The sequence below is a fragment of the Prevotella sp. HJM029 genome, from assembly GCF_000599605.1.
Taxonomy (GTDB): domain Bacteria; phylum Bacteroidota; class Bacteroidia; order Bacteroidales; family Bacteroidaceae; genus Prevotella.
In genome coordinates, this window is sequence record NZ_AZHT01000064.1 from 30,051 (window position 1) to 42,387 (window position 12,337).

Below are 12,337 nucleotides of genomic sequence, written 5' to 3' on the forward strand. Positions count from 1 at the left end.
TTATTTTAATGATGAGGAAGTTCCCAATTGCTTTTTATCACGCCAATGAAATAACATTCCTATGGGATAGCATAATTGCCACCCACCTTTTAAGGGTGTTATCATCACCAGAGAAGGAGCACAAGCTTTGAAACGCCAAAAATTAATAGCTGCTTTCACTTTTTCTTTAAAGGGAATTCTATAGGCTAACATCTCGGCATACATCATACAAGTTACTTGTGGCGCTAACATTCTAACTCGAATGATAGAAGCTGTTATTCCGTTAGCCTGATACTCTGCGACATAAATTGGAGTATTAAAATAACGAAGCCTATACTTTTGAGCGATGCGAAACCACACTAATTGCTCTGGACAAAATTTCTCACCTTGTATTTCTGGAAAAGAATATTCCTGCAAAACAGCCTTCTTAAAAACCTCTTTTAAATCTCCATCTACATGATAACGATAGCGAATATCCATCGCATTACAATCAATAACATCTTGAGGTAAACCCGTTCCAACAACACGTCCATCATCAAAAACATCTAAACCAGCTACTCCTGCAAAAGTACCATCATTGGCTATTGCCACCGCATGCTGTTCTACTATTGCAACTGCTTCTGGCAACAAACAGTCATCACTATCTGCAATAAAGATAAAGTCACCCTTCGCCTGTCTTACACCTGCATTCAAAGCACGATGTTTTCCAACATTCTCCTGCTTATAATATCTAATAGGGAAAGGGGCTGACATGAATGCTTCTTTTACAAATAAATCCTGGGTTCCATCCGTAGATCCATCATCTATCACCAACCATTCAAAATTAAAGCTGGTTTGATGCACCAGGCTTTCAAACAAACGAGGCAACAGATGTGCGCGATTAAAAGTGGGTGTTAATATCGTTATCATGAGCATTTTATTTGCTTCTGTAAGAAATTACGGCCAATTTTACAAAGTCCTTGATATAAAAATAAACGGATTTGATCTAATAAAAAGGCAACTATAAAAATACTTATAAATAATAAAGCGATAGAACATGCAAAGGCATATGAGGAAAGGTTTGCATCCAAATCTAAAATCAGATTACGGAAGGAAGCGTGTAAGACCAAAGGATTCGCATGAAGCAAATAAACCGCGAGACAGGATAGCGCGAGTTTATTTATAATCTTACTCTTTATCTTCAATTGTGAGAAAAACATGAATAGAGCTATTGATTGTACTATCACTAAAGGATTGGTATAAGTAAAAAGACGCCCTGCAATGAGAATATTATACCATGTCAACCATGAAGCCAAAATTGCCTGTAGAAAAGCTATTCCAAAGAACAATAACAACCATTTCGTTTTACTCCACTGTTTGCAAACGGACGCATGATGCCTCATATAATAGGCCAAAAGATATAATCCTATAAAAGAAGTCGCCGAATAGCCACCAGCAAACCAGATTGCGCCATAAATGCTCATCCAAGCATATAATGTCTGGAATACATAAAAAGCTATCAACACCCAACGTAGTTGCTTTTCAGAACATCGCTCGGTAAAACTATTTAGTATGGGTGAGAATATCACTAATCCTAAATAGGCCTTAACAAACCAGTAATCATCTGTATGCCACATTAAAATGGTTGACAGCGCATCTACATTTCCGTATTTTTGGGGAGCGAAACAATATAGCACACCATAAATGAGCGCGGCAAAGAATAGCGTTTGAAAACATAAATTACCTATGCTTTGCAAGTTTTTCTTAATACCAAACCATCCCGATATAAAGACAAACACATTTACACAGACTATAGCCATTGACTCTAACACAAAACTATTGATGCTCGAAAATGGAGCTGTATGCATGCGCTGATAGCTAAAACCGATAGTACCTGGATAGATATGCACAATCATCACCAACAGCATTGCGACAATGCGTAACAACTCTATACCCGACTGTCGTGAGGGTTTTACCACTTGGTGTGTTGGGCTATCGGTAGAATTTATCTTTGTCATATCTAAAATCATATTCATATTCGTCATAAGTCCTATCAGGGTCTCGATGACCATTCGTCAAAAAGGTCTTGTAAGGATACAAGATTTGATACCCACCTTCACCCCAACCGCGAAGAATTCGGAAATATAAAAAGAAACTTAAGCCAATAAGGAAGAGATGGAATCCACTTAGGGCATTAGATTGTGGCATATTCACATTATGTTTTTGCGCTGCGATATTGGCCAATGTCGCGATGACACCAATAGCGTAATACCAGCTCAAACGTCCACCATTCTCTGAACGAATAAACAAAAGCAATACACAACAGAAAAATAAACCAAGATTCATCAACAAGATATGCCGCTTAGTATCTAAGACATATTCATAGTTACGCAAAATCAGCACGGCAAAAATAACAGCCTCTATCAAATAACCAGGACGTAAAGAGCCCGTACTCTCATTCAAGCTTTCGCCACGCGAGTCATCGGCTGCATCACTATAAGTGTCATAAAAGAAATTGGCGACACCCAAAGCACCTAAAAACAAGCAGATGATTAATACTGTTATCACTACTCCCTTGGGATACTTCTTTATGGGGATAAAATAAAGTGGGAACAAAATAACCGCGGAATTATGCATCGAATAAGCTAACAATACAATCAGTGCAAATCTCCAAAAGCTACGCTGATAAGCATAACGAATGGCTAGCCAACCAATACTAAAGCCCATGACCTGGCGCAAATAAGTGAACGTGAAGAAAAACAATAACCCCATGAACACCATGAGTGCCATCAGATTATCATCTGTATACTCACTAATCGACACGAATAACAGGGCATAAACTATCAGTGTTAAGATGAGAATAAAGATGTAACGATTACTGGTAAAGAATGAAATGGCAACGTTAAACCATCCATAACCTTTCTCACCTTCCCAGTGTGTAAATATCTGAGCCTCGTTGAGATAATCGTGCATCGCTGTTTTCCCCACATCTGCTGCCTGATCAAAATATTCGGCATAGATGTAACGATCATAGCCACCTAACATGTCGGATAGCCCAACAAAGAGTCCCAATGCTATCACAATAAAGAAGAAAAGCCGTTTGTCGCAGCCTGTGCCACGATAAGTCAACTTATAAATAGCAATGAGAACTATAAAAAGGAATAAATATAGAAACATTTAAATCTGAAACTACTTTAAGCGATACCATCTCATTCCGCCGATGAAATATCCCAATGAAACAGTTTGTGAACGATGGCTAAACACTGGTGGTGTACTAAAACTTGTTCGCGTCCCGCCTCAGCCATACGCTCATAGTCGGGAATGTGTTGCGGAATTGCTGCCAACATCGTGACAAGTTCGTGAGGACTATGATATAACAAACACGACTTACCATGCTCCACAGCTATATTTTCTAAAGCGCCTGGTGTCCCCACTGCCAACAAGCCATTGGCAATTGCATCCAACACTTTGCCCTTCGTTCCTGTTCCTACTGCTATCGGCGTAAGTTGTATGTCGTGGGCTTGTAGCGCTTCGATATAATCCTCCGCAAAATTTTGATGGCTCACAGTAAACCCTGCGTGCTGCAATGTTTCGACATCTCTCTCCCACCCTTTTCCTAAGAAGGCGATATCGTAATGCGTTTTAATGGTGCTAACCTCCGCCCCAGCATCACGATCCGTGAGCAAGGCTATCACCTTTTGCACCTCATCGGCCATATAAAAATCATTACGCCCTGCTATCAACAGCTTAATTCGCGGTTGATGAAAAGCAATTTGTTGGGGTTTGTAATCATAAAGAGGATGTCGCAGGAACAACGTCTCGCCCTGCTCTGCATGTGATTGGAAAAATGAGGCGTCGGCTTGCCCTACAAAATGATAACGCACATGGGGCAAACTAATATGGCGCTCTAAAACGAGATATTGATGATAGGCAAACGACGACTTTAATATCTGAAAGAGGTTGCGTGTGGCAAAAGCCTTTCCCAGTAAGCGATAATAAAACAACGACTCACAATCGGGCATCGTAACTACGCATCTTGTGCCACTAAACCAGCGTGCCAAGCCTGCAATCTCTTCACCATAAATCCATACAACGTCGGGGTTCTCGGCCTTCACAGCTTGTATCGCAGCTGACGAAAGACGATAATAAGAGGCCAAAGGATAACGCAATAACACGCGCAACAGAAGTAGCCGCAACCGCATCATGACCAACATCCATCGCGGACGCGGCAGCAACCTGATGGTGATGCCCAAGGAGGCCTCTATCTGCTTGATTTCATCAGGCGCAATCTCGTTGATGTTAAACGAATAGACCACGAACGCAGTCCCTTCTCCACGCTGTGCCCGAATGAGGTGATAGGGTAACGCCGAGGCTGCTCTGACGTTATTATAGGTGGGTGTTGACAGGGATATCAACACTATCTTGTGTAATGAATGCATATTCTTGGGAAAGATAAACTAACGATTTTGCCATATCATTTCGATACATGTGCTACTCCATCACACGACAATCATGCATCTATCTTGCTTTCATTGCCCATTAGAGCGTTTGCACGAGAAAAAAAATTCTCGTAACAATCGAGGGTCGTTCACACGAGAAAAAAAATTTCCCGTAACAACTGAGGGTCGTTTGCACGAGAAAAAAAATTTCCCGTGCCACACGAGGGACAATAGATTAGTCCCCTCGAGAAAAAGATTCCTTTCGTTGCAGTAAGGCCACATTCCTTGTGCTTTTATCTCATTTTTGTTGCTCTGAACACGTGCGATGGTGCATTTCTACAGGCTTCAATGCGCCTTCAGAATAATTTTGGCAGGTGTACCCACAACGATGGCATCATCGGGCACATCCATATCTCGCACAACCGTGTCGGTCGCAATCACCACCCGATGGCCAATGTGACACTTCCCAAACACTTTGGCGTTAGGTGCTAAATAGCAATCGTTCCCGATAACTGGGAGTTCGTGCCGGCGATTGAGCGAGCTAATGCCCACAATCACGCCCGGCGAGAGATGCACATTGTCGCCAATACGAGCCTCGCTATGCACAATGATGAAGCCTGCCGTATGCTGTATTTTCACGCCCTTCCCCACCGAATGGAAACTAATTTCGATGTTTCCTTTCTGTGAATAATGATGGTAGCAAATGGCGGCCAGCGGATAAAGCCACCGGAAACGCCGATTGCGCTGTGCCATCTCTGCCACGCGCAGCCAAAAAAGGAAACGAAAGCGATAATTGGGGAAAAAGAAATCGGCCAAAAGAAACTTTAACCAAGAGTAGGTATAATTGCGCTTAAAATCGGCAGCTATGCTGGCTCTCATCCCCTTCCATGTTGCCTTATTTTCCATCGTGATGACAAATTTTATAATACAAATCCATCCATTGTTCCTGAATGGCTTCTATTTTAAATTGCGCTGCAACGGCAACCGACGCTGTCCCGAAAGCTTTTCTGAGTTGCTCATCGGCTATCAGCTTACAAATTTTATCGGCAAAATCGTCAACATCGCCCAAAGGAACCATAAAACCATTTTGCCCATGATGCACTAATTCGTGAGGAGCCGAGGGACAATCGAAAGCCACAACGGGCAGACCACACGCCTCGGCCTCGGTAATAACCAATCCGAAAGCCTCATCACGCGAACTTAATAGAAACATCGAGGCATCGACATATTTCGCCACGATATCCTTTGTCTCCCCCCGCAGAGTTACGACTTCCGACAGCTCAGCCTCATCAATTTGCTGCTGCAAACGCTGCCTTAACTCACCTTCGCCATAAATATCCAACTGCCATTGCGGATAGCGTTGTGCCACCTTCTGCCAAGCTTTAATCAAATAGTCAAATCCTTTTTGATAGTGCAGCCGCCCAACAGCTATAGCCTTAGGATGCTCACAAGTTGAGAGGGCTTGCGGATGGATGGTCAAAGGATTATAAATAAAGGTGGTCTGTGGAACGAAACGCTTCCATTTCTTTGCATCACTCTGGCTCAATACCACCAAGTTATCATACTTCCTGGCCAACAGAATGCGCCGTAGAGTTTGCATCCATGCTGCGATTTGCAGAGGCAGCCCACGCCGATGTTGCCCCATCCAAACCCATGAGATATTGAAAGAGAAATGGAACTCGAAAACTTTCTTACTTCCATCATTCAACTTATAGAGCACAAAAGACTCTAAACCTCCTGTTGAAACGATGATATCTTGCGGATGCTGCTCAAAATAGGCTGACAATGCCGCATAACATTCGGCCTTGGTCCTCACCGGAAGATGCACCCGCTCGATGCGCTGATCTAATGGAAAAATGTCGGGACGGCTTCCATCATCTAACGTGATAAACGTGATATCCAAATCATGGCACATCGCATTTACCCGCAAAGAAAGCACGCGCTCCATGCCTGCAGCATGCCACAGCCCCTCGGTGATATAAGCAATTCTGATTTTATGTTGTGCCATAAGCAAAAACTCCGTTAATAAAGCCGACCGCCTTTCCCATTAAATTGATAAGTAAGATGCTGCGGCCGCTCAGCGATTTTCTTGGCAGGAATACCTGCAACAACAGTAAAAGGTGGCACATCGTGCGCCACAACACATCCAGCGGCCAACACTGCACCTTCGCCAATCGTCACTCCTGGAAGAATAATCACATTGGGACCTACCCAAACACGATTGCCAAGCGTTACCTTCTTACAAATAGAATCATCGCAACCAAAGTCGGCTGCACGATAATCATGTTGCTCTGTATAGATGGAAACGCGCGCCGAAAAATTCACATTCGCTCCAATCTCTATCCCATTGCGTGCATCTAATAACAAATCATATCCGCCAATCATCCCTTTTCCGATATGCAAATGGTGGGCTGACCATATTTCGGTGCCATAGCGAAATATGACATTCTCCTCACATTGCACTCCAAGTCCTTTATACATCCATTTCCGCAAATGATAAGAAGGAAGGTGACCAATATGCACAGCGCAAAACTTTTCCCAACCTGATCGGGTGAAGCGAGCTACCACTCGATAAGGTATGGCTAATGGCCTCGCCCATCGTTTCTGTGGATGCAGCCAAGTATAGACGGCCAACACATTCCATGGATAGACAACTATAATTGCAATCCATGGAAGATGGGCCAACAAAATCAGTAAAATGAGAATAGAAATCAGCATTACAAAGCTATGAATAAGTTATGGGAACTATCACATGCCATACTTCTCAAGCCACCGTTTTAAGCGGTATCGTTTCATCCCATCACGCTTTAAAAAGTAGAATGGAATCATAAGTAAGGCTGCAATATCTTTCGCTATGAGTTCAAAGGTGTTGGGAATAAATGGGCGGACATAACAATTCAGATAATAACGCAGAATGAGTATCCTCAATTTCAGGTTCTCTTTAGCATCAATCTTGATTGTCTTAGGATTCGGAAAGCCCGATAATGCGACATATTTCCAATAATGTTTCCCATCAGGAATTTTCACATTCAGCCATGGCTTAAACGATGATGCATAATGGAGTATACAAGGTGCCATAGCATATTCATAGAGATCAAATATCTTTTGCCGTCCATCAAGTAAAACAAAAGTCATTGGATATTTACCATACTTATAAGGCAATTGAAGCCAATGGTGCCGAAACTCATGATTCAACACATCTTGATCTTCCATCATCAGATTGTCACCCATCCTATTAATATACTCCAACATATGATTCGAACTATCATGCTCCCTCCAATACGCCAAATTTATCATGAGAACTCCTGCACAAAAGCCTCTATCACCTAAGCCTATACTTAGAATTCGTCGATGTCGATCATTTAAGGGTGTCCCATCACATGTCGCTGCGACACCATAATTATCAAGTTCTAATTCATATAAATCTATAACTTTTCCGAGAACAATAATGTCACAATCTAAATAGAGTATCCTCTCTATATCCGCCGTTAATAATGAAGGAAGGAATATCCGATAATACGTTGCGACAGAAAGATTCGGATGACTTTCGCTTATTTTAAATTCGGAAGTATATTGTTCATCAATGTCATAAAATGAAATAGCACAACTATATCGCTGGCACAATGTTGTAATTAATTGCTGCCCATGCTTTGATAAAGCATGATGTAAAAGATGCACATGGAATATATAACCTGCATTATTCTCAAACAAAGAACACAGCATTGCCATACAATGCTGTACGTAGTTATCATCTGTACTACATGTAATGTGATATTCTTTCATTGCGTTTATCGTTTCATTTAAGTTCTACTAAAAGCGTGTACGAGACGTGCTCTAGATATTATATAATATGATATTTAATTCTCAAAAGATTAAAATATACAATCCTTCCGAAGATACACTTGCTCAACAGCATCTTTTGCTGGAGTGTTAAAGTATATCCTGCTTCCTTTATTTTCTCCTTAAGATAAGTTACAAAAGCATTTGATTGCCACCTTACACTAAAAAGGTTCGCAAATGTCCAATCTAACAATAGAATGAATCGTGCCTCCATGATGGCAGATATGTATTGTTGTTGATATTGTTGAGGAATAGAAGCCAATCGCAACAAATCATAATTTATCAAAGATTCTGGTGTCTCTGGAGATGTGTGTAATCCATCCGTATTGATAATATAATGATAAACACATTTGTCTACTATAACAGGCTTATGCTGCATTGCAAAAGCATAACGGACATTAAACAACCAATCCTCACCTTTCAATACATTTCGTGGAATGTCAAACATAAAATTCGTAAACAGCTTACGTCGATATAAGCGCCCATATACTGCTACATGTAAATCCTTCCGCGCAATGGTGTCATAACGATAATCCTCTAAACTATAGGCAGCATCGAACATCTTAATCTTCACGCCATCGCGAAACCCTACGACCATCTCAACAGTTTCCATCGCTTTTGTACCAGTATAAAGATTTTGTAAAGCATCCTCTGGGAGAGTATCATCACTATCAACAAAACAAACCCAGTCTCCACTTGCAGCTTTTACCCCTGTATGGCGTGCTGTCATAACTCCACTATTTGCCTGATGGATAACTTTAATTCTGGGATCTTGACGTGCGATATTATCTGCAACCACACCAGTTTGGTCTTGGCTACCATCATCAACTAAAATCAGCTCAAACGCTTTAAAAGTTTGCTTGAGAATACTATTCACACAGCATTCCAATTCACCTTCTACCTTATAACATGGAACAACGACTGAAACCTTTGGAGATTGTGGCAGAATACTACAAAAAGACATAAATAAAATCCTTTTAAAAAGATATTATTGGAATGTATTATTTTGATTCTTCTTGAATTTAAGAATAAAATTATAAAATGTAATTCCTAAAACGCGAAGGGATAAATCTAATGAATATGCCTTTCGAAGCCAATAAAAGAGATGCCATCGCGACATAGACATATCATAATTAATGAGACCTAAAATCTCATTTTCAACAAATTTTGTTAGATTTTTCTTCAAAGACTGGTAATAGAATATATCCTCTACATCCGTTGGTTGATCCGCAAAAAAGATTTTATACCAATCTTTCGCTCCATACCAAGCCCTTATTTTTTCTCCCGTTAGCGATACATCTGAAGATATTTCATATCGACTCATTCTAAATTGAAACCCTGGAACATGAGTATTGGCTATCCCTGTCTTTGTCGCCATGATAAATGCTGAAATGCGATCTGAATGCCATGCATAGGGTATATTATAAAAACCTCCTCTTTCACGCAACGCTTCGACTCTATACAAAGAATCTCCTATAGCAATAGGTCGCTCTCCAAACCAACAATTCCACATCAGAGAATAGACGGTTTCCCAATCAGGACCATCCTTTACAACACCTGTTACATCTCCCTTTTCATCAATATATTCATATCCCGTGTGATAAATATCAAGATGAGGAAATTTTTCTATCAAATCAATATAATCTTGCAAACAATTAGGTAATAATTTATCATCATCACCCATCATAATCAAATACTCCCCAACAACATATTGAAGACAATCATTCCAATTTTCAACTAAACGCTTTGCTCCAAAACCTTGCTCTCGCTTATAATATCGTATCCTATCATCTTTATAGCTCGTAATTATCTCATCTAAATGATAGGGTGATCCATCATTAACTAATATTAATTCAAAATTATCATACGTTTGTGCAAGAATGCTATTGATACATTCATCCAAAAATAGATCTTTGTAACAAGGTACTATAATACTAAATTTAATCATATTAATTTCTCTATAATGCAGTCATTACTCTACGAGACCAAAGATAAATATTCACTCTTTCAACTTCAATAAATTATGAATTAAAATAGGAAGAACAACCCTTCAAGAGAAATAATAACTTCATTCCTACATCTTATGTATTGCTAAAGCAAATACTCAATAAAATAGTAACAGAAAAATTATTCAACGACTCTAAACATATTAATTACATTCCATAAATAGTTAGAACTCATTTAATTTCTGCAATTATCTGCTTTTTATAAATATCATCATTAACATCACCTATACCTTCATAAACCCCTGCTTCAAAAGTTGCTTTATCAGGAATGGGACAACGTTCTGTAGCACCCATTTTCCACCAAGAATATTCAATATCAGCATGGCCTATATCAATTGCTTGATAACCCATTTTATGCAAGTCATACGCCATTACTGTTGCTGTCATACCCAAAGCTATTAACACAAGGACATTTTCCTTCTTAGGAATTTTCTCTCCTGCTACCGATAATATATCATGATACTTTGCAAAAGCATTCTTTGGTGGACATAGAATACGATGAACAGATTTAGCATTGGATATAAAATCATTCCCCTTTCCAAATCGTGTAGTGTTACCTTCTATAATATATACATCGCGCCCATTCCATATTTGTTTAATGCTACAAGCAATAGCATTAGCTGTTATCTTATCAACACGATCCATGTAAAAGCGTGTAAACAAGGAATCAAAATACTTATTTTGCATAAGCAGTCTCTGTATTCTATCCCCATTATATCGAACAAAACTCATCCAATGTCTCTGCGCTCCTTTACACAAACCTTCCAATATCAATAAAGAATGAGGCAAACATACGATATAACCATCCTCTGATATATTCAACAAATCCCTAAGGCGCTCCGCTAATTCAGGATCTGCGCTTTGGAAAAATTTACTTACACCGAAAGCCACATCAAATTCACCGTCTCCATATCGTGAGACGGAACAACGCTGAGAAACGATATAATCAATTGTTTCTTGTGTAGATGCAATTTTAAACCTTGCCTGATGTGTAAAACGATAATACTTGTATTGTTTGTATAATAAAGATAATAAATTACGTATACTCATAATAACTTACAAAAATAATATCTTCTTTTTAAAAACGTATTATATGCTTATTATATCAGCCTCCACCATAAGTTCAATAACTATTAACCAAATTTAGTTTGCAACAATGTCAGAAATGTATCTAATTCTTGCCTATTGCCTCCTGTGAAATTAAGGGACTCCAACAACTTGCTTCGAGTTGCTAAAGCATTTCTTCTCTCTTCAGGACAATCCCCGAAAGCAATTCCATTCGCACTTTCCAATTCACTTATACTATAATAATCTTCTTTTCGCTTACCGGGTTCTAAGACCACAATAGATAGACAACCACACACCGCTGCTATCGCCGAATAAAATGTTTGCAAATCATAGGAATAACAATAAGCACATTTATTAAGTACTTGCACCTTTTCTTCTTCAGATAAAGAATCTATCACAGGACCATCAAAATGGGTTGGCAAATCTTTTCTATTCGCTCCTTTACGTATAATATAACAATTCCCTTCTCGCTTACCATAATTATATTGTCTATAAAGCTGATTATCAAACCATGAAATTTGAAGTTGGTAACCTTTTGGATTGAGCTTCTCATCGTTAAATATACTACGGAAAGCTATTACCAAATCATCTTTCCCATATGCCTTTTCATCATTTGGATAAGGATTATAATAAAGTAGCCAACGCACAACATGTCTTGCTTTAAGGAAATTCCCATATACCTTTTCAGGATATAATACAACTGTATTTTTACGACTGAAAAAAGGGTTCCATTGTAATTTCACTCCTTCTATGGGTTCTCGAAGAAAGGTCTGATAAATCTTATATCGTGGACTATTTGGATTGTTAAAGCGACACAATAAAGGATAAATTAGGAAACGCAAAACATGCTTTATCCAAGAATACCAAAATTTCCATAACTTTGTTCTACGCGTCGGCTCAACATGAATATCAAACAAACGTGCATCTATACCACGCTCGCGCAATAAACGGCATAAAGCAGCCAACACTAAAGCTCCTCCAGATGTACTATGCGGTCTGACGATTATAATACGTTGTATCTTCATT

12 protein-coding genes are annotated in these 12,337 nt (G+C 39.5%); all 12 read right to left on the reverse strand.

Annotated features, from left to right (window positions below):
* The gene (locus X919_RS0104745; RefSeq protein ID WP_028899227.1) at positions 1–888 is read right to left on the reverse strand and encodes a glycosyltransferase family 2 protein; all 888 of its coding nucleotides are present in this window, start codon (positions 886–888) and stop codon (positions 1–3) included.
* On the reverse strand, positions 885–1,976 hold the full coding sequence (locus X919_RS0104750) for an acyltransferase (protein WP_253270083.1): 1,092 nt from the start codon (positions 1,974–1,976) through the stop codon (positions 885–887). The genes X919_RS0104745 and X919_RS0104750 overlap by 4 nt, the downstream gene beginning before the upstream one ends.
* Positions 1,951–3,135, reverse strand: coding sequence for an EpsG family protein (locus X919_RS0104755; protein WP_028899229.1), 1,185 nt, complete (start codon positions 3,133–3,135; stop codon positions 1,951–1,953). The genes X919_RS0104750 and X919_RS0104755 overlap by 26 nt, the downstream gene beginning before the upstream one ends.
* 32 nt (positions 3,136–3,167) lie before the next feature.
* The gene (locus tag X919_RS0104760) at positions 3,168–4,397 is read right to left on the reverse strand and encodes a glycosyltransferase (protein ID WP_028899230.1); all 1,230 of its coding nucleotides are present in this window, start codon (positions 4,395–4,397) and stop codon (positions 3,168–3,170) included.
* Between the two features lie 345 nt (positions 4,398–4,742).
* The gene (locus X919_RS15645; protein ID WP_051502430.1) at positions 4,743–5,303 is read right to left on the reverse strand and encodes a serine O-acetyltransferase; all 561 of its coding nucleotides are present in this window, start codon (positions 5,301–5,303) and stop codon (positions 4,743–4,745) included.
* Positions 5,293–6,405: a glycosyltransferase family 4 protein gene (locus X919_RS0104770; RefSeq protein WP_051502431.1), complete on the reverse strand. Its 1,113-nt coding sequence runs from the start codon at positions 6,403–6,405 to the stop codon at positions 5,293–5,295. Before X919_RS0104770 ends, X919_RS15645 begins: the two co-directional genes overlap by 11 nt.
* Before the next feature lie 14 nt (positions 6,406–6,419).
* A complete protein-coding gene (locus tag X919_RS0104775) occupies positions 6,420–7,115 on the reverse strand; it encodes an acyltransferase (protein WP_028899232.1) in 696 nt (231 codons plus the stop codon).
* Between the two features lie 30 nt (positions 7,116–7,145).
* Entirely contained in the window at positions 7,146–8,180 is a 1,035-nt protein-coding gene (locus X919_RS0104780; RefSeq protein WP_081759413.1) for a glycosyltransferase family 8 protein, read from the reverse strand.
* A 58-nt stretch (positions 8,181–8,238) separates the two neighbouring features.
* A complete protein-coding gene (locus X919_RS14790; RefSeq protein WP_051502433.1) occupies positions 8,239–9,201 on the reverse strand; it encodes a glycosyltransferase family 2 protein in 963 nt (320 codons plus the stop codon).
* A 24-nt stretch (positions 9,202–9,225) separates the two neighbouring features.
* The gene (locus tag X919_RS14795; RefSeq protein ID WP_051502435.1) at positions 9,226–10,185 is read right to left on the reverse strand and encodes a glycosyltransferase family 2 protein; all 960 of its coding nucleotides are present in this window, start codon (positions 10,183–10,185) and stop codon (positions 9,226–9,228) included.
* 229 nt (positions 10,186–10,414) lie between these two features.
* Positions 10,415–11,293, reverse strand: a complete 879-nt coding sequence (locus tag X919_RS0104795) for a GT-D fold domain-containing glycosyltransferase (RefSeq protein ID WP_028899234.1) — start codon at positions 11,291–11,293, stop codon at positions 10,415–10,417.
* A gap of 83 nt (positions 11,294–11,376) precedes the next feature.
* Positions 11,377–12,336 carry a hypothetical protein gene (locus X919_RS0104800; RefSeq protein ID WP_028899235.1) on the reverse strand — a complete coding sequence of 320 codons (960 nt, stop codon included), beginning with the start codon at positions 12,334–12,336 and terminating at the stop codon, positions 11,377–11,379.
* Position 12,337 lies beyond the last annotated feature (1 nt).

Coding starts and splice junctions, on each gene's coding strand:
- X919_RS14790 (WP_051502433.1), bottom strand. CDS start 9,201: ATGTCTTTTTGTAGTATTCTGCCACAATCTCCAAAGGTTTCAGTCGTT.
- X919_RS0104775 (WP_028899232.1), bottom strand. CDS start 7,115: ATGCTGATTTCTATTCTCATTTTACTGATTTTGTTGGCCCATCTTCCA.
- X919_RS0104760 (WP_028899230.1), bottom strand. CDS start 4,397: ATGCATTCATTACACAAGATAGTGTTGATATCCCTGTCAACACCCACC.
- X919_RS0104800 (WP_028899235.1), bottom strand. CDS start 12,336: ATGAAGATACAACGTATTATAATCGTCAGACCGCATAGTACATCTGGA.
- X919_RS0104755 (WP_028899229.1), bottom strand. CDS start 3,135: ATGTTTCTATATTTATTCCTTTTTATAGTTCTCATTGCTATTTATAAG.
- X919_RS15645 (WP_051502430.1), bottom strand. CDS start 5,303: ATGGAAAATAAGGCAACATGGAAGGGGATGAGAGCCAGCATAGCTGCC.
- X919_RS0104745 (WP_028899227.1), bottom strand. CDS start 888: ATGATAACGATATTAACACCCACTTTTAATCGCGCACATCTGTTGCCT.
- X919_RS0104750 (WP_253270083.1), bottom strand. CDS start 1,976: ATGACAAAGATAAATTCTACCGATAGCCCAACACACCAAGTGGTAAAA.
- X919_RS0104770 (WP_051502431.1), bottom strand. CDS start 6,405: ATGGCACAACATAAAATCAGAATTGCTTATATCACCGAGGGGCTGTGG.
- X919_RS0104780 (WP_081759413.1), bottom strand. CDS start 8,180: ATGAAAGAATATCACATTACATGTAGTACAGATGATAACTACGTACAG.
- X919_RS14795 (WP_051502435.1), bottom strand. CDS start 10,185: ATGATTAAATTTAGTATTATAGTACCTTGTTACAAAGATCTATTTTTG.
- X919_RS0104795 (WP_028899234.1), bottom strand. CDS start 11,293: ATGAGTATACGTAATTTATTATCTTTATTATACAAACAATACAAGTAT.